Below are 20,969 nucleotides of genomic sequence, written 5' to 3' on the forward strand. Positions count from 1 at the left end.
CTATCCTTGTAGTTAGTAGAATACGCCCCTTGCGTTGCAAAGGGCGGGGATATTTATGGGAGTAGTGTGGCCTTGGTGATCACGATTGGTTCCACGGGAATATCTCTCATGTAGCCTTGGCTTTTGGTCGGTTTGCTCGCCATCTGTTGAATGACGTCAAACCCTTCGGTGACTTGACCAAAAACGGCGTAACCTGGAGGTTGGAGGTCATAGTCGAGAAACTCGTTATCCACCAAGTTGATAAAGAATTGTCGTGTCGCAGAGTTAGGATCTTGAGTTCGAGCCATTGCGATAGAGCCCGTCACGTTCTTCAGACCATTACTTGCTTCGTTCTTGATTGGTGCGTAACTGGGTAGACGATTCATTTTCTCATCAAAACCACCACCTTGTGCCATAAAACCAGGAATGACACGGTGAAATTGAGATCCTACGTAACTGCCATCTTTCACGTATTTTACGAAGTTTTCGACGCTAATCGGCGCTTTTTCTTCATTTAACTCAACAGTGAAATTCCCCAGAGAGGTTTCGAATTCAACTTTTGGCCCCGCCAAGGCGAGGCTACTCGTGAGTACGAGTGATGCACAGATAACTTTGAGCATTAGAAACGTTCCTTCATGTAGCTTTGCAGTTCTTGGTCATTGGCAATCTCAGCAAGGACTAATGTGATCACATCATTTAGCACTTTTTCCACTTCTTGATCAGAAGCGCTGAGCATACCACTACGAGTCGCACTGCCATTGTATGTTTTGACCAGTTTCCCTTTCGGTGTCTCTGCGGTGATTTCTAGAATCACTTTCGCGTCCATTTCGTTTTCCATTACGGAATGCTTTACATTGACCAATGCTTCTTGAACTTCAAGACTGATCAGGTTGTTGCTGTTTAAATCTGCTTTGTAGCCTTGTGACGCGAACTGCTGCTGCAGCAAGGTTTCAAGCGTAATGCGCATGTTTTGTTTAGCGTGTAGCGGTAGGATGTTCGAACGGCCACTGTCAATCAGCGCTACGTACTGCGCTGCGCGTACATCTTTACTGGTCATGCTGTACGTTTTGTTCTGCACCATTGGATTTGTACTCAACGTTGCGGTTGGCGCAAGATTAAGTTGTTCTGGTTGAGGGGCTGAACAAGCAGAAAGTAGTGCGATAGACGCAGCTAAAACCAATTTTTTCATCGTATATTCCTTTTCTAGCAGCAGAGGCTGTACGTAAACGTATATTAAAGTGAAGATTGTCTTTAATTAAAACTAGCAGGCTATTTAGTTGCCTGTAAAATCACAAACTTACTATTAGAAGCGACTAATTTCACATTCTTGTCACCATAAAGGCGCTTGAGTTTGCCATCATAACCAAGGTGGCGATTACCAATCACCTGCAGTTTGCCCCCTCTTTTAAGGACACGTTTGGCGTCGCAAAACATCTGCCAAGCAATGTGATCCGTGATCGCTTGTTGTTGATGGAAAGGGGGGTTGCATAAAATCAGATCGGCGATCTCGCCTGCAAACCCGTCCAAACAGTTATTGGCAATATACTCAGCATCCACTGATGCTGTGACATTTTCTTGTAAATTGAGGCGAGCGGACTCAATGGCCATGTAGCTTTCATCCACCAAGGTGAATTTCGCTTTCGGGTTGAGCTGCGCGGCTTTGATGGATAACACCCCGTTACCACAGCCTAAATCGATAATGTGCTTGAGGTTATCACCTTGCGGGATGTGCTCGAGCATAAAACGCGCGCCCAAATCGAGACTCTCACCAGAATAGACGTTTGGCAAGTTGTTGAGTGTCATCTTGTGTTCTTCAACATTCCAACGAGTCACTGGGCTGATGTCATTCATTTGCGCACAGTCTGCTTGGCAAAAAACGAGACGATGTTTTTTCCAAGCAAGAGAGGTTTTTGTGGTTCCTAGATACTTTTCAAACAGTTTGAGGGTTGAGGTATGGATTTCTTTGGCTTTATTTACGGCAACCACTGGGACGTCTGGTGAGAGCGTTTTACGCAATTGAGTTAACTGCCAAGTCAAATGACGGTTGTTTTTTGGAAGTTGAAATAACACCAAACTGGTCTCTGTTGGAATTGCGTCTAGCGTCGTCAGTAGCTTTACTTCACGGCATTGATTTCGTTGTAAATTTTCTTTTGCCCCTTGCTGAGAGATAAAAGAATCACTCATCATAGTGACTTGGTGTTGAGCAGAAAACCAGCATGATAGAGCGCCGAAGTGATCGTTCAGGATAAGAATATTCTGTGGGGTGTCTAAGGCCAACTCTTCCACATAATTGATCAAGTATTCATCGCCCGCGTCCCATGCTTGCAGGGTTTCATTGGCGTTATTTGGGTATCTGAATAGGGTGAGTTGTCGGTCAAAGAGATTGAGTTCGGTTTTCATACAATGGTGTTTGTTTCATTGAGTTTTAACGATATTCTCGCAGAAGGATAGCAAACAAGATAGGCACAGCTAGCAAAAAACACTCAGGGATCTTCGTCTAAGTAGTGAGACATTGTTAGAATGATGGCTGTTATTTAAGTGTGTGTAAGAAATTTCACGTTGGTTCGACTTATACTTTTTAAGTCGGTGAGTAGAGAGGGTTTGAATATGATTCAAGAAATCATAGAGACAAAATTACACAATACATTTGAACCTAGTCACTTGAGTGTGGTGAATGAGAGTTACATGCACAATGTACCACCGGGTTCGGAAAGTCACTTCAAGGTGATTGTGGTGAGCGATCTTTTTGAAGGTAAAAGATTGATCGCCAGACATCGTTTAGTGAATCAAGCATTGGCGAATGAGCTGGAAAATAACATCCACGCTTTGGCGATTCATACCTATACTGATCAGGAGTGGAAGCTACAGCGAGATGGCGCGCCAGATAGCCCGATGTGTATGGGTGGTACCAGCCACTGAGCGATTTCTAACCTGAAGTGTTAAATTTTCAGTTGTTCTATTCAAAAAGATGGTCAAGCCATCTTTTTTTCTATGTGTACAAAACCGACAAATTGCGTGACAAATTTGGTTAAGAAATGCGTTAACACTGTTTCAACAAATGAACAGAATGAATAGGATGTTTCAAACTATGAATCTCACCTATTCATCTGGCACGATGGTTTTGGGCCATTTGTGCGACGTGTCAAAGTTATGAACAATAGTTAGCCTATATCTATCAATTCTTTCCAAATAATACGGCTAATGCGTTTATTGGTCATGGCATCGCGTTTGGAAAAGATGCTAAACTATCGCACCTGATAAATCTCTCCACTAAACTGTGAAGCGATTTTTAATAGGATGTTGCGATTTTGGCGTTTAAAACATCGCCAAAACCGGACACTGATGTCGTGTCTAAAAGTTACGCAATCATAAAGAATCTTTTTCCCGATAAAAGTAGTGCAAGTGCGTATGATTACAATAAAGAAGGGTTTGGACCTTCCTATCGCAGGAGCTCCTTCCCAGGTGATTAATGATGGTAAATCCATCACAAAAGTCGCCTTGCTTGGCGAAGAGTACGTTGGCATGCGTCCTACGATGCATGTTCGCGTTGGTGATGAAGTGAAGAAAGCCCAAGTTCTTTTTGAAGACAAAAAGAACCCTGGCGTGAAATTTACTTCTCCAGTGAGTGGTAAAGTTATCGAAGTGAATCGTGGCGCGAAGCGTGTACTTCAATCTGTAGTGATTGAAGTGGCAGGCGACGAGCAAGTGACCTTTGATAAGTTTGAAGCCTCTCAACTAGCAGGTCTTGATCGCGAAGTGATCAAAACTCAGTTGGTTGAATCTGGTCTTTGGACCGCTCTGCGTACTCGTCCGTTCAGCAAGGTTCCAGCAATTGAATCGACAACTAAAGCGATTTTCGTTACCGCAATGGATACCAATCCATTGGCAGCGAAGCCTGAGTTGATCATCAATGAACAAGCGGAAGCGTTTGTTGCTGGTTTGGATGTGCTTTCAGCCCTAACAGAAGAGAAGGTTTACGTTTGTAAATCTGGTACGAGCTTACCTCGTTCTTCTCAGTCTAATGTGGAAGAGCACGTATTTGACGGCCCACACCCAGCTGGTCTAGCGGGTACCCACATGCATTTCCTCTACCCAGTGAATGCAAACAACGTGGCATGGAGCATCAACTACCAAGACGTGATTGCGTTTGGTCAGTTGTTCCTAACTGGTGAACTTTTCACTGACCGTGTTGTTTCTCTAGCGGGTCCTGTTGTGAATAACCCTCGTCTCGTTCGTACCATCATGGGTGCAAGCTTGGATGAGCTAACCGACAGCGAAATGATGCCAGGCGAAGTTCGTGTGATTTCTGGTTCAGTACTGACTGGTACTCATGCCACTGGTCCTCACGCTTACTTGGGTCGTTACCACCTGCAGGTTTCTGTTCTGCGTGAAGGTCGTGACAAAGAACTGTTTGGCTGGGCGACGCCTGGTAAGAACAAGTTCTCTGTAACCCGTTCTTTCCTTGGTCACTTGTTTAAAGGTCAGTTGTTCAATATGACAACCACCACAAACGGTAGTGATCGTGCAATGGTTCCAATCGGTAACTACGAGCGTGTAGTGCCTCTTGATATGGAACCGACTCTGCTGCTTCGTGATCTATGTGCAGGCGATACTGACAGTGCTCAAGCACTGGGTGCGCTAGAACTGGATGAAGAAGATCTAGCATTGTGTACCTTTGTATGCCCAGGTAAATACGAGTACGGTCAACTGCTACGTGACTGCCTGAATACAATTGAGAAGGAAGGGTAAGTTTCATGGGCCTTAAGAAGTTTCTTGAAGACATCGAACACCACTTTGAACCAGGCGGCAAACACGAAAAATGGTTTGCTCTGTACGAAGCTGCGGCAACGCTATTCTACACGCCAGGTTTGGTGACGAAAAAGAGCTCACACGTTCGTGATAGCGTTGACCTAAAACGCATCATGATCATGGTTTGGTTTGCAGTGTTCCCAGCAATGTTCTGGGGTATGTACAACGCTGGTGGCCAAGCTATCGCGGCTCTAAACCACATGTACGCTGGTGATCAACTGGCGCAAATCATTGCAGGTAACTGGCACTACTGGCTAACCGAGATGCTGGGCGGAACGATTTCTGCCGATGCAAGCTGGGGTAGTAAGATGTTGCTAGGTGCAACCTACTTCCTACCAATCTACGCAACGGTATTCCTCGTTGGTGGTTTCTGGGAAGTGCTATTCTGTATGGTGCGTAAGCACGAAGTTAACGAAGGTTTCTTCGTAACCTCGATCCTTTTCGCATTGATCGTTCCGCCAACACTACCTCTATGGCAAGCAGCGCTAGGTATTACCTTCGGTGTTGTGGTTGCTAAAGAGATCTTTGGTGGTACTGGTCGTAACTTCCTGAACCCAGCGTTAGCAGGTCGTGCTTTCCTATTCTTCGCTTACCCAGCACAAATCTCGGGTGACGTAGTGTGGACAGCAGCAGACGGCTTCTCTGGTGCAACTGCGCTAAGCCAGTGGGCTCAAGGCGGCAACAGTGCACTAGTAAACACAGTGACTGGTGCGCCAATCACGTGGCTAGACGCGTTCATCGGTAACATCCCAGGTTCAATCGGCGAAGTTTCTACGCTTGCACTGCTTATCGGTGCAGCAATGATCGTTTACATGCGAATCGCATCTTGGCGCATCATTGCCGGTGTAATGATCGGTATGATCGTAGTATCGACACTGTTCAACGTGATCGGTTCTGATACTAACGCAATGTTCAGCATGCCATGGCACTGGCACCTAGTTCTAGGTGGTTTTGCATTCGGTATGTTCTTTATGGCAACCGACCCAGTATCGGCTTCATTTACCAACAAAGGTAAGTGGTGGTACGGCATTCTTATCGGTGCAATGTGTGTCATGATTCGTGTTGTTAACCCAGCATACCCAGAAGGTATGATGCTGGCGATTCTATTCGCGAACCTGTTTGCACCACTGTTTGACCATCTAGTGGTTGAGAAGAACATCAAGCGGAGACAAGCACGCTATGGCAAGTAATGACAGCATTAAAAAGACGCTGGGTGTTGTTGTCGGGTTGAGCCTTGTTTGTTCAATCATCGTATCAACAGCAGCAGTCGGTCTGCGTGACCAGCAAAAAGCTAACGCTGTTTTGGATAAGCAATCCAAGATCATCGAAGTGGCTGGTATCGACAGCAAAGGTAAGAAAGTACCAGAGCTTTTTGCTCAGTACATCGAACCACGTCTGGTTGATTTCGCAACAGGTGACTTTGTTGATGGTAATGCAGCAACGTATGACCAACGCAAAGCCGCGAAAGATCCTGCACAGTCTATCAAACTGACAGCTGAGCAAGATGACGCGAAAATTCTACGTCGTGCAAATACAGGTGTTGTGTACCTAGTGAAAAATGGCGATAGCATTTCTAAGATCATTCTACCGGTTCACGGTAACGGTCTTTGGTCAATGATGTACGCTTTCGTTGCGGTTGAAACCGACGGTAATACAGTATCAGGTATCACCTACTACGAGCAGGGTGAAACTCCGGGATTGGGTGGTGAAGTTGAAAACCCATCTTGGCGAGCACAGTTCGTAGGCAAGAAACTGTTTGACGAAAACCACAAGCCAGCTATCAAGGTAGTGAAAGGTGGTGCGCCAGTTGGTTCTGAGCACGGTGTTGACGGCCTGTCAGGTGCGACACTAACTAGTAACGGTGTTCAACACACATTTGACTTCTGGTTAGGTGATATGGGCTTTGGTCCATTCCTAGCAAAAGTTCGTGACGGAGGCCTGAACTAATGTCTAGTGCACAAAACATTAAAAAGAGCATTCTTGCGCCAGTATTGGATAACAACCCAATCGCGCTTCAAGTTCTTGGTGTATGTTCTGCGCTTGCAGTAACTACCAAACTAGAAACAGCGTTTGTTATGACACTAGCGGTAACGTTTGTAACTGCATTGTCTAACTTCTTTGTTTCTGTAATCCGTAACCACATTCCTAACAGTGTGCGTATCATCGTTCAAATGGCGATCATCGCATCTCTAGTAATCGTGGTAGACCAGATCTTGAAAGCTTACTTGTACGATATCTCTAAACAGCTATCGGTATTCGTAGGTCTTATCATTACTAACTGTATCGTAATGGGTCGTGCAGAAGCGTTCGCGATGAAATCTGCACCAGTTCCATCACTGATCGACGGTATTGGTAACGGTCTTGGTTATGGTTTTGTTCTTATTACTGTGGGCTTCTTCCGTGAACTATTCGGTAGCGGTAAGTTGTTTGGTATGGAAGTACTACCACTAGTGAACAATGGTGGTTGGTATCAGCCAAATGGTCTGATGCTTCTAGCGCCATCTGCATTCTTCCTAATCGGCTTCATGATTTGGGCGATCCGTACGTTCAAACCAGAGCAAGTAGAAGCGAAGGAGTAAGGGCAACATGGAACATTACATCAGTCTGTTAATTAAATCGATTTTCATCGAGAACATGGCTCTGTCTTTCTTCTTGGGTATGTGTACCTTCTTGGCGGTATCTAAGAAAGTGAAGACCTCTTTCGGTCTAGGTGTTGCAGTAGTGGTTGTTTTGACTATCGCTGTACCAGTAAACAACCTGGTTTACAACCTAGTACTTAAGGAAAACGCGCTGGTCGAAGGCGTGGATCTGAGCTTCCTAAACTTCATCACCTTTATCGGTGTAATTGCGGCACTTGTACAGATTCTAGAGATGATTCTTGACCGTTTCTTCCCGCCTTTGTACAACGCGCTAGGCATCTTCCTACCGTTGATCACAGTAAACTGTGCGATCTTCGGTGGTGTATCTTTCATGGTACAACGTGACTACAACTTCGCTGAATCTGTTGTTTATGGTTTCGGTGCAGGTGTGGGTTGGATGCTCGCGATCGTAGCCCTTGCAGGTATCCGTGAGAAGATGAAGTACTCAGATGTACCTCCTGGTCTACGTGGTCTAGGTATTACCTTTATCACAGTAGGTTTGATGGCGTTAGGCTTTATGTCTTTCTCTGGTGTTCAACTGTAAGTCGGGTAAACCGCAACAATTAAGGAATAGTCAATGGACATTATTCTTGGTGTCGTGATGTTTACTCTGATCGTACTGGCTCTAGTACTAGTGATTCTTTTCGCTAAGTCTAAGCTTGTACCAACAGGTGACATTACAATTTCTATCAACGGCGACGCAGATAAGTCGATCGTTACTTCTCCAGGTGGCAAGCTACTAAGCGCGTTAGCTGGTGCAGGTGTATTCGTTTCTTCTGCTTGTGGTGGCGGTGGCTCTTGTGGTCAGTGTCGCGTAAAAGTGAAGAGCGGTGGTGGTGATATCCTTCCAACTGAGTTGGATCACATCACTAAAGGTGAAGCGCGTGAAGGTGAGCGTCTAGCGTGTCAGGTGGCTGTGAAAACAGACATGGACATCGAGCTACCAGAAGAAATCTTCGGCGTTAAAAAGTGGGAATGTACGGTTATCTCTAACGATAACAAAGCAACATTCATTAAAGAGCTTAAGCTACAAATTCCAGATGGCGAATCAGTACCTTTCCGTGCTGGTGGTTACATCCAGATTGAAGCACCAGCTCACCACGTTAAATACGCAGATTTCGACGTACCAGAAGAGTACCGCGGTGACTGGGACAAGTTTAACTTGTTCCGTTACGAGTCTATCGTAAAAGAAGACATCATCCGTGCATACTCAATGGCGAACTACCCTGAAGAGTTCGGCATCATCATGCTAAACGTACGTATCGCGACTCCGCCGCCAAATAACCCAGACGTAGCACCGGGTCAGATGTCTTCTTACATCTGGTCACTAAAAGAAGGTGATAAGTGTACGATTTCTGGTCCATTTGGTGAGTTCTTTGCGAAAGACACAGATGCAGAAATGGTCTTCATCGGTGGTGGTGCAGGTATGGCTCCTATGCGTTCTCATATCTTTGACCAACTGAAGCGTTTGAAGTCTAAGCGTAAGATGTCTTACTGGTACGGCGCGCGTTCTAAGCGTGAAATGTTCTACGTAGAAGATTTCGATGGCCTAGCGGCTGAGAATGATAACTTCGTATGGCACTGTGCACTGTCTGATCCGCTTCCAGAAGATAACTGGGATGGTTACACAGGCTTCATCCACAATGTGCTTTACGAAAACTATCTGCGTGATCACGATGCACCAGAAGATTGTGAATACTACATGTGTGGTCCACCGATGATGAACGCGGCTGTTATCGGCATGCTGAAAAATCTCGGTGTTGAAGATGAAAACATCCTACTGGATGACTTCGGTGGTTAATTTCATCTAACCCATTGAAACTATGGCTGGCTCGTAGGAGCCAGCCATTCTTTTTTCCTCGCTATTCTTTTTTCTTTTTTTGAATAGTGCGCCAAATGGCCATAGAAAATCGGTGCGTTAACCGTGAACCTATTTTCCATATCCATTTAATAACAATAGGAGTTTAACAAGTGAAAAAGTGGCTTGTTGCTTTCGCTTCTCTATTGGTACTTGCTGGTTGTGAAAAGCCCGCAGAGCAGGTACATCTTAGCGGCCCAACGATGGGTACGACGTACAATATCAAATACATTACTCAAGAAGGTTTGCCAAAGCCGGACGTGCTTCAGCAAGAGATCGACCGTTTGCTAGAAGAAGTCAACGATCAGATGTCGACGTACCGAAAAACCTCTGAATTGAGCCGTTTTAATCAGTCTCGTGATTCTGCGCCGTTCGCGGTTTCTCAACAAACGGCCACCGTTGTTAAGGAAGCGATTCGTCTCAATCATTTGACCTTGGGGGCGTTGGATGTCACCGTTGGGCCTTTGGTTAACCTGTGGGGATTTGGTCCTGAAGCGCGTCGTGATGTCGTGCCGAGTGCTGAGGATTTAGCTGAGCGTAAAGCGCAAACAGGCATTGAGCATTTGTCGGTTGTCGATAACACGTTGATCAAAACCTTGCCTAACCTCTATGTGGATCTATCGACGATCGCGAAAGGTTGGGGCGTTGATGTGGTTGCAGACTATATTCAATCTCAAGGTGTACAAAACTACATGGTCGAAATCGGCGGTGAAATTCGCTTAAAAGGGGTTAACCGTGAAGGTGTGCCTTGGCGTATCGCGATTGAAAAACCGTCGGTAGAAGAGCGTGCTATCCAAGATATTATCGAACCGGGTGATATGGCGATCGCGACTTCCGGTGATTACCGTAACTACTTTGAGCGTGATGGTATTCGTTATTCTCACATCATTAATCCAAAAACAGGCATGCCAATTAACCATAAAGTGGTTTCTGTCACCGTGTTAGACAAATCCTCGATGACAGCAGATGGTCTTGCAACCGGTCTAATGGTGTTGGGTGAAGAAAAAGGCATTGAGATCGCTAATCAAAATAGCATCCCAGTGCTAATGATCGTGAAAACAGATGATGGCTTTACAGAAATCGCTTCTGATGCGTATAAGCCATATTTGAAGAATCAATAAGTGATATAGGTTTGTTGATATGAGTACATTTCTAATTACCTTTGGTGTGTTTGTCGCCGTGATTGCCGCGATGGCAGTGGGCTACATCTTCCAGAAAAAGGTGGTGAAGGGAAGCTGTGGCGGTCTGGGTGCTGTTGGCATTGAAAAAGTGTGTAACTGCCCTGAGCCCTGTGATGCGCGTAAAAAACGCGAAGCACGTGAAGCCGCGCGAGCGGAAAAATTGGCTCAGTGGGACAAAGACCGCATCGCTTAAAATGAAAAACGCCCGCATCGGGCGTTTTCTTTATCGGCTAACTACTTGGTTTCGTCCGTTGGCTTTTGCTTGGTACAAGTAGCCATCTGCTTCTTTGATTTGATTTTCAAGCTCATCTTGCAAAGAAGCCACACCAATACTGATGGTGATATGAATGTTATGCGCTTTGTGTGTAATGGTGGTTTTCTCGACCCGCTGCCTCATGTGCTCTAAGCGAGTGACAAAGTCGTCATAACTTTGGCAAGATTGAATACAAAATTCTTCACCGCCAAACCGCGCGACAATTTCTCCGGGGAAATAAATTTTCAGGATGTTAGCGACCGTTTTTAAGGCGATGTCACCGCCATCATGGCCATAGGTATCATTCACTTTTTTGAAGTGATCAATATCAAGCATCGCAATATGGCGCAATTCACAGCTGTTACAGGACTGACTAAAAAGATAACGACGATTCCAAAGGCCTGTCAGGGCATCTTGGTTAGCCATACGATAGAGCTCGTTGGTTGCTTCTTTCATGTCGAGTATTTGATGGACACGGCAGAAAAACTCTTCCTGATTAAAGGGCTTATAGAGAAAGTCATTCGCGCCTGCTTTCAAAAAGCGGGCAGTCATCGTCCGATCGTCGCTGCCAGACAGCCCTAAAATGGCTAACTTGTTCTTATCGGTATGTACGCGAATTTCACGAATCATGGTGATGCCGTCTTTTTCTGGCATGTCATGGTCGGTGATCACAAACGTCACTTCAGGATGTTGTTTCAGGACCTCGAGCGCTTGAGTGCCATTTTCCGCTTCCAGTGTTTCGATATATTGGTGTTCCAGTAACTGTGTAATGTGCTTTCTCACCACTTTAGAGTCGTCAACCACCAATGCCTTATGCTGACGGTTGTTCGTGAGGCGTTTAATTAGAGGCAACAAGTAGGAAACTGACGCCATACTGTCTTTCAAAATGTAATCCAAAACCCCTTTGGCAAGCACTTTAGAGCGAATCTCTTCGCTAAACATCGCCGTTAGGACGATCACTTTTTGCTGGTGATGTAACGCAAGATCAATCACTTCACCATCTTGACCGTCTGGTAGACAATAATCCAAAACGGCGCAAAGAAACTCGTGATTTTCTGCAAGGAAAGTTTGCGCTTCAGCTAAATTCTCTGCCGCAAAAACGTCATATCCCGCTTGGGAGAGTTGTTGCTGGAGGTAATTACGAAAGGCTCGGCTATCTTCTACAACTAGTATTTTATTACCCAAGGAAGAGGCCTCCGGACCATTATTAACAACTAACATAAATAATATGTAGGACTAACAAAGTTGCCACAAATAAGCGATTTGTTTGTTTGCTAATTGGGCTGAATCTCAAAATAACGACATGCATACGGATTCATTAATGGCGATAGAGAACGATTGAGAATGTCTCAATTGCCTGTATACTGTGTTTTTGTCCAGTTATTGATTGTGTTGTTGTATGTCTACGCAAATGCGAAAAATCATCCATATAGATATGGACTGCTTCTATGCCGCAGTAGAGATGCGTGATAACCCAAATTTCCGCAGCCGGCCTCTGGCGGTTGGAGGGCACGAAAAGCAGCGTGGGGTCATCAGTACCTGTAATTATGAAGCGCGTAAGTTTGGCGTGAGAAGTGCGATGCCAACGGCACAAGCGCTTAAATTGTGTCCTAGTTTGCTGGTTGTGCCTGGGCGAATGCAGGTATACAAAGAGGTTTCAACGCACATTCGCAGTATCTTCTCACGTTACACTTACTTGATTGAGCCACTCTCGCTCGATGAAGCGTATTTAGATGTAACGGATTCCACACAATGTCATGGTTCGGCAACCTTAATTGCTGAAGCGATTCGCCGTGACATTTGGAATGAGCTACAACTCACGGCGTCGGCAGGCGTTGCTCCGATTAAATTTCTCGCCAAAGTGGCCTCGGACATGAACAAACCGAATGGCCAGTTTGTGATTCCACCAGAGCAAGTTCAGAGTGTGATTGATACTTTGCCTTTACAAAAAATCCCTGGGGTTGGCAAAGTGAGTTTAGAGAAGTTGAACCAAGCGGGTTTGTACGTTTGCCAAGATGTGAAAAACAGCGATTATCGTCAGCTACTCAAGCAATTTGGTCGCTTAGGGGCGTCGCTATGGCAGCGCAGCCATGGTATTGATGAGCGAGAGGTGATCGTCGAGCGAGAACGTAAATCAGTCGGAGTCGAGCGCACTTTTACGCAAAATATTGTGACCTATGAACAGTGTTGGCAAGTGATCGAAGAGAAATTGTTTCCCGAGCTGGCCATTCGTTTAGAAAAAGCCAATCCTGAAAAAGCGATCATTAAGCAAGGGATCAAAATGAAATTCGCCGACTTTCAATTGACGACGATAGAGCATGTTCACCATGAGCTCGAACTAGCCTATTTCCGCGAGTTGTTGCAGGACATTCTTCAACGTCAAAAGGGGCGTGAAATTCGCTTACTAGGGCTTAGTGTGATGCTTAAGCCAGAAGAGCAAGCCCGGCAACTTAGCTTGCTCTAATCGCTTTGTGTTGTTGTTTCCCTAGGTCTGATTAGCTTCGTTTACTGACACGCGCGAGTACTTCTCCATAAGGTGCGCGTTCCAACTGCGCAAATCCCTTCAACTTTTTCGCTTTTAGTTGAGTGAGCTTAGGTGTGCTGATCCCACAAAGGAAACGCGTGATGAGCTCTGCACTCAGTGGTTGTGAGGTTTGACTCTGCAACTGAGTAATCCATTCATCAAGCGCTTGCTGAGGAATGTCCGTCAGCATTTCTTTAGGAAGAGTGGCTTGCTGGCCTCGGCATGCTGAGCAGTGGCCGCATTGCTGTGGTGCGTTATGATCGGAAAAGTAGTGCGCGAGCTTATGACCGAGGCACTCACCTGATTCAAAAAAGTGGAGCATATGATGGATCCGTTCGACATCACTTTGCTCTTTGTTTTTGAAGAGTTGATAAATCTGTTCAGTTAGATCCTCTGCGGAATACTCAATCGGCTTTACCGCAAACACGTCCGTCATTTGCTTACTTTCCAGTTCTATCCAGCCTTGTTGATGAAGGTAATCTAGCGCTGCCACACAACGTGACCGTTCGGCATGATAGCGATGCCAAAGTGCCTCGAAATCGGTTTGACACCAGACCCTTGCTTGTGGAGAACAATCAAAAACAGCCTGTAAAAATGCGCCTCGTTCACCCTGAAAGCGCTGCACAATTTCACTAGCAGGACGAAGAAACTTGAAACGATACTCAGCAAAATAGGCGTACATAGGCTCGATCAGGCCAGCCATTTCAAGGTATACCAATAGTGTCTTTAGCGGCAGTTGGCGAATGTTGGTATCGTTAGAAAGGCGGGCGATGATCACCTCCCATCGTTCACCAGAGGCTTGTATTTGTTGGATCACCGAGCTGATGTCATCTCGTTCAGGCGTATCGCCATAAATGAAATTTTCCAGTGTGCTTAACCCGCTTTGATTGGCCAAGACGATGCAATCGGACTTCTGGCCATCTCGACCTGCTCGACCGATTTCTTGGGCGTAGTTTTCAATCGATTTGGGTAAGTCGAAATGGATTACTCGGCGAATATCGGCTTTATCTACCCCCATTCCAAAAGCGATGGTTGCCACGATACAGTCCAGTTGGCCTTGCATAAACTGTGTTTGGATCGTGCTACGCAACTCGTTATCCAATCCGGCATGATAGGCTGAAGCGCGTATGCCTTCGTCTTGCAGCAGGGTAGCAACTTGACTTGCGGTATGTTGCAACGTGACATAGACAATGGTTGGGGCGTTAGGGGCCTGTTGTACTATTTTCAGCAGTGCGTCTGCTTTGTCTTCATTGCGACAAGGGGTCACGTGGAGATCGAGATTGGCGCGATAAAACCCGGTGACAACAACATTGTCCTTTTTGATGGCAAATTTGCGTTGCATGTCTGCTATCACATTTTCTGTTGCAGTGGCGGTCAGCAGCAGAACTTGTGGAATGTTTAATGTCGCTTGATAGCTCGGAAGTTTGAGGTAATCCGGGCGGAAATTATGCCCCCACTCTGAAATACAGTGTGCTTCATCCACTACCAGTAATGAGATCGGTACTTGGGCGATGAACTGTCGGAAACGTTCGTTCTTGAGGCGCTCGACAGATATCATCAGTATTTTTATTTCCCCGGCATTAACCGCTTGCATAATCGCCTGTGTTTGTTCTTTGCTTTGGCCAGATTCGATGGCTGCTGCAGCAATACCTTTGCTATGCAGAAAAGCCAACTGATCTTTCATTAAGGCAATGAGCGGTGAGACCACCAGAGTTAAGTGGGGGAGGTGCAAAGCGGGTAATTGATAACAAAGAGATTTACCAGAGCCAGTTGGGAAAATGGCGGCCGCAGAATGGCCAGTCAGTACCGCATCGACGACTTGCTGTTGGCCTTGGCGTAATGCCTCAAAACCAAAGATATGGTGTAACGTATCGCGAATGTCATGTTGCATCGTTGGGATGGCTCTTGCTCGGGAAATCAGAGTGCAATCATACCGAGAAAGTGCGTTTTTCTCACCTTCAAGATGGGGTGAAAAAGTATGATGTTTCGCGTCTCTACGTCCAAGGACGGTAATTTGGTCGTGTGGATAGAGGCTAATAATGGGACAAGAGTTGTGACAATTTACTGACAAAATACACATCACCAACTGTTATAGTTCGGCAAAAAACAATTAAGGGAAAGTCATGAAAAAGCTGGCCATCTTTCTTCCACTGGTTGTGACCACTTCGGTTCATGCAGCGCAGTGTCGTGTCGATATCAAAAATGAAGTTCGCCTAGATGGTGAAGTCTTGGAAATTCATCAAACCAACGGCGACAAAGCCGTGGTGGATGCAAGCAACAATCTTTACATCCATGGTGAGAAAATCGAGCTCAACGGTGATCAACAAGCGGCCATTGAAGAGTATCGCGAAAACCTTAATGCTTATCTGCCTAGAGCGAAACAAGTGGCGGAAGAGAGCTTAGCGCTGGCGAACGACATCATTGATGATATTGCCGTTAGCCTTGATGCACCCGACGCATTTGATAACGTGAAAACGGCGGTAAAAGACTTTTTTACCGATGTTGAATCTCGGTATTACAAAGATGGTGATTTGATTTTACCTGCAGAAAGCTTTGCTTCTATGACGGAGTCTTGGCAGGATGACTTCCAACGAGCGCAAGAGATCTTCAACAAAGAGTTTATCAGCAGTGCGTTTGACGCGATGTCGAGCAAAATGAAGCAAGAAGGCGGTTTGAATCTGTCTGCGATGTCGGAAAGCATGACCGAGTTGAAGCAGAAAGTGCAAGAGCGTTTGCAGCAGCACAGCAAAGAAATTGAACAACAAACTCAGGATTTTTGTGACTCGTTAGACGATATGGCCGTACAAGAGCAAGATTTGCTGAAGAAGATTCCAGAGTTGAAAAACTATCAGGTATTTACCATCTAATTCCGCTAATTTCGTAACAAAGAGAGCACCCTTCGAGGTGCTCTCTGGTTTTACAGACGCTTGTGTTTAGCGGGCATTCATTTGCGTTAATTTATCTCCCACAGGTTTGGAGAAATTGAAACCATCATGCTTATCCCAATTGATTGACCAAGTCATCACGCCACCAAAATTCGGGTAGTTGAACGCCGGTTTCACCGTGGAACATTTTGTGCCTAATGTTAAACAATCTAGTGCATCTAGGATATTTTGAGTCGGCGCTTGGCCAGAGTTAGCTGAGCTTGGCCCTGAAGGAAGGCCAATGGCCACCTGGTCGTCGCGAAGCGGCTCAAAACGAGTACCATCGGCGAGTTCAAACCCTTCAATCAACATCTTAGATTGCGCAACCATCATATCGACAGAGCCTTCAGGAGCGGCGCCCGGTAGGTAAGGGTTGGGTAATCCACCATTGTTGTAGAGCTGAACATGAAGTAAGTCGAGTGTGCTGCGAGTAGCATTAATGACCGGAATGTAGGCTCCCCAAATTCCGCTGTAGGCCACCATACCGCCTTGAGCGTAAGGATGTTCTGGTGCCATGGTGAGGTACATGTCACCACCGATATTTTGTTCAATTTGCAGTAGGGCCCTGCCCAATCGCGCCTGAATTTGCGAACCGTGAACAAGGTTTGAGCCACTTTCAAGATCCACATCGAGTCCATCAAAGCCCCATTCTTTGATCAGTTCGGTTAAGCTAGAAACAAAATTCGCTTCATCTTGATCGGTATTCAGAGTAATGGTGCCTTCTGCTCCGCCAAGGGAAAGTACAAACTTTTTACCTTGCGCCTGCAGTGCCGCCATATCTTGTTTGAACTGGAGCGGATCAAGCGGCGCACAACTGCTGTAAATATCCCCTGAGTAAAGGTTGAAGTGGACCGTGCCATTGCTGTTGCGATCGTTTTCTGCAAAGGCAATATCAATCACATCCCATGCGTTTGACATGTCAGCGAGACGTATCGGACAGCCAGCCCCATTCACAAAGTTGTGCCAGTAGCCAATCAGTTTGTGGCGTTTTTCCGACTGTTCAACCACCTTGATTGCCGCCGCTTCCGAGAGCGCTTGATTACCCGCTAAATCGACCGCTTGAGCACTGACGCTAAAGTTGCCGATCGCCGCTGGTGTCCAAGAAACAGAGTACGGAGCGCTATTGTCGGTTGCAATCACACTGCCGTTGACGACAAAGTCGACTTGCTTAATCGCGGAAGTGAGGGAGGTCGCATCGGCACTTAGGGTCACGTTTTTACCCAAACCAACCGTTTGGCCAGCCGTTGGTGAAGTGAGCGTGACGACAAGCGCTTGATCACTTACTGTGACATTGATCACCGACTCACTCACGTTATTGTCGTTGTCGGTTGCGATCGCTTTTAGCTGATTGGCTCCAACGAAAGTTGCACTCCAAGTCTGTGCGTAGGGAGGCTGAGTCACCACACCTAAGCTCGAATTATTCGCGAAAAACTCGACTTGGGTGACGCTGCCGTCTGCGTCGCTGGCATCGGCGCTGAGGGTGAGGCTACTGCCTGCGAGCACCACCGCACCGTCATTGGGGGAGGTAATGGTAATTTGCGGTGGGGTTGAGCACGCGCCCAATCCACTCCAAGCATCTTGCCAGTATTGGCCTACCCCAGGCTCGTAAGCCCAAGCGGCATCAGAAGAACACCAGCCTGCGACATCGCAACGGTATTTTTGATTGAGATTGGAGACCAACGTATCCGCTTCGTAGCGTGTGCCAGCAAGATAAGGAACTGCATCCGCGCAGCCGCCAGAATGGCTGCCACTGACAACCAATGAGACGTTTTGGCTCATGGTGGTTAAATTGGCATCATCGGTCGCTTGTGCTTTGAATGTATGGGTGCCCGCAACCGCATTCCAGAGGTACTCGTAAGGCGCGTTGGTATCCACAAAGACCGATTGATTATCGATGAAGAACTCCACTTGCGTCACGATGCCATCGCTGTCTGCCGCTTGAGCGCTCACGATTAAGCTGTCTTTATCGCTCAGTGTTTCACTTCCGGTTGGGCTGGTCAGAGAAACCGTTGGTGGCGCAAGCTCTCCTTGGGGTAACACGCTGATATTAACGTTGGTGGACTGGGTTGCCCCTTCATTGTCCGTGGCAATGGCCGTTAATTGAGAGGTACCTTTCACCGCTGTCCATGGGGTTTCAAATGGTGCTTGTGTGACCACCGCAATCACTTGTGTTCCTGCAAGAAACTCGACTTGGCTAACTTGGCCATCCTCATCACTGGCATTCGCCAACAAAGTGATGACTGCGCCTTCAGGAATTTCTGCATTATTGGTTGGAGAAGAGAAGGCGATGCTTGGTGGTAGATTACCTCCGCCGTGGTCACATTGGCCAAGAGATTTCCATGCCTCCCAAGGGCCAGAGTTCGTGATGGGATCATTGCCTTGAGTCCAGTAGGCGGCTTCGAATGCTTGGTTCTCTTTTTGAACTTGACTACCGGATGTGTAGATCTCGCTGCTATTCCATGTCGCTAGGCTTTGGCAGTTATAAGCCTGCGCTTGATAGCTGACGCCAAGCGCACTGATCAGCGCGCTTGATAACAAAGTGACTCTCATTTTTCTCTCCATTAATAAAAAACATCTCAAGAGTAATAAGTAGCCAAGTTAGAGAGTTTTGCAGGCTAAATTGCTGATTAAATGATATTTACTCCCTCGATATCACGTACAGTTCACTGATGTAACAGCACTCGACATGAATTTTTCGGCGCACTTCAAGGTGTTTTATGGAAAGGAAAGCTGGTGTGTATGCCAAATTTTACGATGTGATTGTCTGATATTTTCGTTAAGTGTCGAGTTATTGACCAGTTGAAGATTGTTATGCCAAACATGTTTCTGTATCGTACTAGGCAACTAGTTCATAAGTGCAGTTAGGTCGTATGTCACAGCAAACAACTTCTCAACCGAGGGAACACTTTGGTTCTCGATTAGGCTTTATTCTAGCGGCAGCGGGTGCGGCTGTTGGCTTAGGGAATATTTGGGGTTTCCCGACACAAGCCGCCTCAAATGGTGGCGGTGCTTTCCTTTTAGTTTATTTAGTCATGATTTTGATCGTTGCTTTTCCAATGCTTGTGGTGGAGATGGCGATTGGTCGTCATGGGCAAGCAAACCCCGTCGACAGTATGCGCGCACTCACCAGTCACCCTGTTGGTAAAAAAGTTGGTGGGCTGGTTGGTTGGATTGGCCTGAGTGTGCCAAGTGCCGTGTTGGCATTTTATTCGATTGTCGGCGGTTGGATCATCTGCTTCATGCTAGGCGCAATCACAGACTTGCTCGGCATGGAAGCGGCGACGGCATGGTTCAAAGGATTCAGTGTTGAGCGCAACCTTTTCGGTACGATGACTTTTTATGTGCTCACTATTTTGATCGTTCAAGGTGGCGTGAAACAAGGCATTGAAAAGTGGTCAACCCGCTTAATGCCAGCTCTGTTTGTGCTCTTTGCTGTGCTGTTTATCTATATCATGACGCAAAATGGCGCGATGGAAGGGCTAAAACACTATCTAGTGCCTGATTTCGACAAGGTGTGGGATAGAAAACTGATTCTAGCTGCAATGGGACAAGGTTTCTTCTCGTTAACCATCGGTGGTTGCTCAATGTTGATCTACGGTTCGTACCTAAGTAAAAAAGAGAACTTACCGAAGATGGCCATGAATGTCACATTGGTGGATACTGCTGTGGCCTTTATTGCCGGTTTGGTTGTGCTTCCTGCGATGTTTGTTGCGATGCAAAAAGGGGTGCAAATCTATGCGGAAGATGGCTCTTTACTGAGCTCAGATACGCTGGTGTTTACCGTGCTACCACTGATGTTTGATAGCTTGGGGCTTCTCGGTCAGATATTTGCCGTGGTGTTTTTCTTGCTGCTGACGATTGCCGCACTCACTTCTTCCATCTCCATGCTGGAGTGCCCTGTGGCGCTTGTGGGTGAACGTTTTAATACCAAACGCAGCACCACGAGCTGGGTCTTGGGAGGGCTAATTGCCCTGTTCAGTGTGGTGATTGTGTACAACTTCGGTGCGCTGTTTGGGCTGGTGGCAACCGTCGCGACACAATATTTGCAACCAATGGCCGCGCTGCTATTCTGCTTGTTTGGTGGTTGGGTGTGGAGTCGTCACAGCAAAATCAAAGAGCTTGAGCAGGGCAACCCTGAGTTCACCTTGGGTTGGTTTGGCAAAGTTTGGCCTTCGTATGTGAAGTTCGTTTGTCCTGTGCTGGTGGCTACAGTGATTTGGGCTTCCTTTGGTTAAAGCCAGAGAGCAGTAGATAAAAAAGCTTGATGCGGTGGCATCAAGCTTTTTACGTTAATAGGATCTAGAGGCTCGAACTTATCGAAACTGCCCAGCATCGGGCAAAAACTCAAAACCCGCGGTGGCCAATTTGGCTTCTAATGCCGCACGATCAATATCGAAATAACGCACGAGTTTATCGAGGTCACCGGCAAAATCGTCACGCAGCTTCATGTTGACGATGCTCATCAACATGATCGGATCCATGGATGCAAAGTTTGCTAAGTTCATCAATCAGTCCTCAAAATCTGAAATGAGCAAGTTGGCGGCGGCAAAAGCGGCTTTCTCACGTGTTTCTTTAGGTAGTGATTCATCTGCGGCAATATCATTCAGCGCTTTGACTGCACACGAGATGGCCTGTGGAATGTACCCTTGATCACCACTACCAATTTGAGCATAAAGCTCACGAACTAACTCACAACAGCCGTATACTTGCATGGCGTTTTCCTTGAACTTAAACAAATGATAACTGCTCTCAAATATACACAGTGTGGTTTTGAAACTCAAAGCTCAGAGTTGTTTTGGCGC

At 46.4% G+C, this 20,969-nt stretch carries 20 protein-coding genes; 12 read left to right on the forward strand and 8 right to left on the reverse strand.

All coding sequences use genetic code 11. The annotated features are described in order from the left end of the window. Positions 1 to 53 precede the first annotated feature (53 nt). From PQQ36_RS07770 to PQQ36_RS07780, 3 genes are all read right to left on the reverse strand, one after another. A complete protein-coding gene (locus PQQ36_RS07770; protein ID WP_011150989.1) occupies positions 54 to 599 on the reverse strand; it encodes a peptidylprolyl isomerase in 546 nt (181 codons plus the stop codon). Further along, positions 599 to 1,168, reverse strand: coding sequence for a YajG family lipoprotein (locus PQQ36_RS07775; protein WP_011079724.1), 570 nt, complete (start codon positions 1,166 to 1,168; stop codon positions 599 to 601). Before PQQ36_RS07775 ends, PQQ36_RS07770 begins: the two co-directional genes overlap by 1 nt. Positions 1,169 to 1,248: 80 nt before the next feature. Beyond that, positions 1,249 to 2,379, reverse strand: coding sequence for a methyltransferase (locus PQQ36_RS07780; protein WP_192928170.1), 1,131 nt, complete (start codon positions 2,377 to 2,379; stop codon positions 1,249 to 1,251). Positions 2,380 to 2,586: 207 nt separating this feature from the next. On the opposite strand from PQQ36_RS07780, the gene PQQ36_RS07785 reads away from it, so the two are divergent. The 9 genes from PQQ36_RS07785 (at position 2,587) to nqrM (ending at position 10,659) form a co-directional block, all read left to right on the forward strand. Further along, positions 2,587 to 2,898, forward strand: a complete 312-nt coding sequence (locus PQQ36_RS07785) for a BolA family protein (protein WP_026060778.1) — start codon at positions 2,587 to 2,589, stop codon at positions 2,896 to 2,898. Between the two features lie 489 nt (positions 2,899 to 3,387). Next, positions 3,388 to 4,728 carry a Na(+)-translocating NADH-quinone reductase subunit A gene (locus tag PQQ36_RS07790; protein WP_011079727.1) on the forward strand — a complete coding sequence of 447 codons (1,341 nt, stop codon included), beginning with the start codon at positions 3,388 to 3,390 and terminating at the stop codon, positions 4,726 to 4,728. 5 nt (positions 4,729 to 4,733) lie between these two features. After that, complete coding sequence (locus PQQ36_RS07795; protein WP_011079728.1) at positions 4,734 to 5,978, forward strand: NADH:ubiquinone reductase (Na(+)-transporting) subunit B; 1,245 nt, start codon at positions 4,734 to 4,736, stop codon at positions 5,976 to 5,978. Continuing rightward, on the forward strand, positions 5,968 to 6,735 hold the full coding sequence (locus PQQ36_RS07800) for a Na(+)-translocating NADH-quinone reductase subunit C (protein ID WP_011079729.1): 768 nt from the start codon (positions 5,968 to 5,970) through the stop codon (positions 6,733 to 6,735). The genes PQQ36_RS07795 and PQQ36_RS07800 overlap by 11 nt, the downstream gene beginning before the upstream one ends. Further along, complete coding sequence (locus PQQ36_RS07805; protein ID WP_011150983.1) at positions 6,735 to 7,367, forward strand: NADH:ubiquinone reductase (Na(+)-transporting) subunit D; 633 nt, start codon at positions 6,735 to 6,737, stop codon at positions 7,365 to 7,367. Before PQQ36_RS07800 ends, PQQ36_RS07805 begins: the two co-directional genes overlap by 1 nt. A gap of 7 nt (positions 7,368 to 7,374) precedes the next feature. After that, positions 7,375 to 7,971 (forward strand): NADH:ubiquinone reductase (Na(+)-transporting) subunit E, encoded by a 597-nt coding sequence (nqrE, locus tag PQQ36_RS07810; protein ID WP_011079731.1) that lies wholly within the window; start codon positions 7,375 to 7,377, stop codon positions 7,969 to 7,971. A 33-nt stretch (positions 7,972 to 8,004) separates the two neighbouring features. After that, positions 8,005 to 9,228 (forward strand): NADH:ubiquinone reductase (Na(+)-transporting) subunit F, encoded by a 1,224-nt coding sequence (nqrF, locus tag PQQ36_RS07815; protein WP_011079732.1) that lies wholly within the window; start codon positions 8,005 to 8,007, stop codon positions 9,226 to 9,228. 170 nt (positions 9,229 to 9,398) lie between these two features. Further along, positions 9,399 to 10,406, forward strand: a complete 1,008-nt coding sequence (locus tag PQQ36_RS07820; protein WP_011079733.1) for an FAD:protein FMN transferase — start codon at positions 9,399 to 9,401, stop codon at positions 10,404 to 10,406. A 19-nt stretch (positions 10,407 to 10,425) separates the two neighbouring features. After that, positions 10,426 to 10,659, forward strand: coding sequence for a (Na+)-NQR maturation NqrM (gene nqrM, locus PQQ36_RS07825; protein WP_011079734.1), 234 nt, complete (start codon positions 10,426 to 10,428; stop codon positions 10,657 to 10,659). A 30-nt stretch (positions 10,660 to 10,689) separates the two neighbouring features. On the opposite strand, the gene PQQ36_RS07830 is transcribed toward nqrM, so the two are convergent. Beyond that, entirely contained in the window at positions 10,690 to 11,904 is a 1,215-nt protein-coding gene (locus tag PQQ36_RS07830) for a response regulator (RefSeq protein ID WP_013571241.1), read from the reverse strand. A 214-nt stretch (positions 11,905 to 12,118) separates the two neighbouring features. Here PQQ36_RS07830 and dinB point away from each other — a divergent pair, with 214 nt between their 5' ends. Continuing rightward, positions 12,119 to 13,183 carry a DNA polymerase IV gene (gene dinB, locus PQQ36_RS07835; protein ID WP_039554452.1) on the forward strand — a complete coding sequence of 355 codons (1,065 nt, stop codon included), beginning with the start codon at positions 12,119 to 12,121 and terminating at the stop codon, positions 13,181 to 13,183. Between the two features lie 31 nt (positions 13,184 to 13,214). Here the strand turns inward: dinB and PQQ36_RS07840 are convergent, their stop codons facing one another. Beyond that, positions 13,215 to 15,134: a RecQ family ATP-dependent DNA helicase gene (locus tag PQQ36_RS07840; RefSeq protein WP_192928171.1), complete on the reverse strand. Its 1,920-nt coding sequence runs from the start codon at positions 15,132 to 15,134 to the stop codon at positions 13,215 to 13,217. 232 nt (positions 15,135 to 15,366) lie between these two features. On the opposite strand from PQQ36_RS07840, the gene PQQ36_RS07845 reads away from it, so the two are divergent. Then, positions 15,367 to 16,110, forward strand: a complete 744-nt coding sequence (locus PQQ36_RS07845; protein ID WP_039554448.1) for a YggN family protein — start codon at positions 15,367 to 15,369, stop codon at positions 16,108 to 16,110. Between the two features lie 66 nt (positions 16,111 to 16,176). Here the strand turns inward: PQQ36_RS07845 and PQQ36_RS07850 are convergent, their stop codons facing one another. Further along, on the reverse strand, positions 16,177 to 18,717 hold the full coding sequence (locus tag PQQ36_RS07850; protein ID WP_273660655.1) for an Ig-like domain-containing protein: 2,541 nt from the start codon (positions 18,715 to 18,717) through the stop codon (positions 16,177 to 16,179). A gap of 320 nt (positions 18,718 to 19,037) precedes the next feature. Here PQQ36_RS07850 and PQQ36_RS07855 point away from each other — a divergent pair, with 320 nt between their 5' ends. After that, complete coding sequence (locus PQQ36_RS07855) at positions 19,038 to 20,402, forward strand: sodium-dependent transporter (protein ID WP_039554444.1); 1,365 nt, start codon at positions 19,038 to 19,040, stop codon at positions 20,400 to 20,402. A 78-nt stretch (positions 20,403 to 20,480) separates the two neighbouring features. On the opposite strand, the gene PQQ36_RS07860 is transcribed toward PQQ36_RS07855, so the two are convergent. Together PQQ36_RS07860 and PQQ36_RS07865 are read right to left on the reverse strand one after the other, a co-directional pair. After that, positions 20,481 to 20,672, reverse strand: a complete 192-nt coding sequence (locus PQQ36_RS07860; protein ID WP_011079741.1) for a DUF4250 domain-containing protein — start codon at positions 20,670 to 20,672, stop codon at positions 20,481 to 20,483. A 3-nt stretch (positions 20,673 to 20,675) separates the two neighbouring features. After that, complete coding sequence (locus PQQ36_RS07865) at positions 20,676 to 20,879, reverse strand: YaeP family protein (protein ID WP_011079742.1); 204 nt, start codon at positions 20,877 to 20,879, stop codon at positions 20,676 to 20,678. Positions 20,880 to 20,969 lie beyond the last annotated feature (90 nt).

This window comes from Vibrio sp. CCUG 15886 (assembly GCF_028570825.1).
GTDB classification, from domain to species: domain Bacteria; phylum Pseudomonadota; class Gammaproteobacteria; order Enterobacterales; family Vibrionaceae; genus Vibrio; species Vibrio vulnificus_B.

Coding starts and splice junctions, on each gene's coding strand:
- PQQ36_RS07770 (WP_011150989.1), bottom strand. CDS start 599: ATGCTCAAAGTTATCTGTGCATCACTCGTACTCACGAGTAGCCTCGCC.
- PQQ36_RS07775 (WP_011079724.1), bottom strand. CDS start 1,168: ATGAAAAAATTGGTTTTAGCTGCGTCTATCGCACTACTTTCTGCTTGT.
- PQQ36_RS07780 (WP_192928170.1), bottom strand. CDS start 2,379: ATGAAAACCGAACTCAATCTCTTTGACCGACAACTCACCCTATTCAGA.
- PQQ36_RS07785 (WP_026060778.1), top strand. CDS start 2,587: ATGATTCAAGAAATCATAGAGACAAAATTACACAATACATTTGAACCT.
- PQQ36_RS07790 (WP_011079727.1), top strand. CDS start 3,388: ATGATTACAATAAAGAAGGGTTTGGACCTTCCTATCGCAGGAGCTCCT.
- PQQ36_RS07795 (WP_011079728.1), top strand. CDS start 4,734: ATGGGCCTTAAGAAGTTTCTTGAAGACATCGAACACCACTTTGAACCA.
- PQQ36_RS07800 (WP_011079729.1), top strand. CDS start 5,968: ATGGCAAGTAATGACAGCATTAAAAAGACGCTGGGTGTTGTTGTCGGG.
- PQQ36_RS07805 (WP_011150983.1), top strand. CDS start 6,735: ATGTCTAGTGCACAAAACATTAAAAAGAGCATTCTTGCGCCAGTATTG.
- nqrE (WP_011079731.1), top strand. CDS start 7,375: ATGGAACATTACATCAGTCTGTTAATTAAATCGATTTTCATCGAGAAC.
- nqrF (WP_011079732.1), top strand. CDS start 8,005: ATGGACATTATTCTTGGTGTCGTGATGTTTACTCTGATCGTACTGGCT.
- nqrM (WP_011079734.1), top strand. CDS start 10,426: ATGAGTACATTTCTAATTACCTTTGGTGTGTTTGTCGCCGTGATTGCC.
- dinB (WP_039554452.1), top strand. CDS start 12,119: ATGTCTACGCAAATGCGAAAAATCATCCATATAGATATGGACTGCTTC.
- PQQ36_RS07840 (WP_192928171.1), bottom strand. CDS start 15,134: ATGCAACATGACATTCGCGATACGTTACACCATATCTTTGGTTTTGAG.
- PQQ36_RS07845 (WP_039554448.1), top strand. CDS start 15,367: ATGAAAAAGCTGGCCATCTTTCTTCCACTGGTTGTGACCACTTCGGTT.
- PQQ36_RS07850 (WP_273660655.1), bottom strand. CDS start 18,717: ATGAGAGTCACTTTGTTATCAAGCGCGCTGATCAGTGCGCTTGGCGTC.
- PQQ36_RS07855 (WP_039554444.1), top strand. CDS start 19,038: ATGTCACAGCAAACAACTTCTCAACCGAGGGAACACTTTGGTTCTCGA.
- PQQ36_RS07860 (WP_011079741.1), bottom strand. CDS start 20,672: ATGAACTTAGCAAACTTTGCATCCATGGATCCGATCATGTTGATGAGC.
- PQQ36_RS07865 (WP_011079742.1), bottom strand. CDS start 20,879: ATGCAAGTATACGGCTGTTGTGAGTTAGTTCGTGAGCTTTATGCTCAA.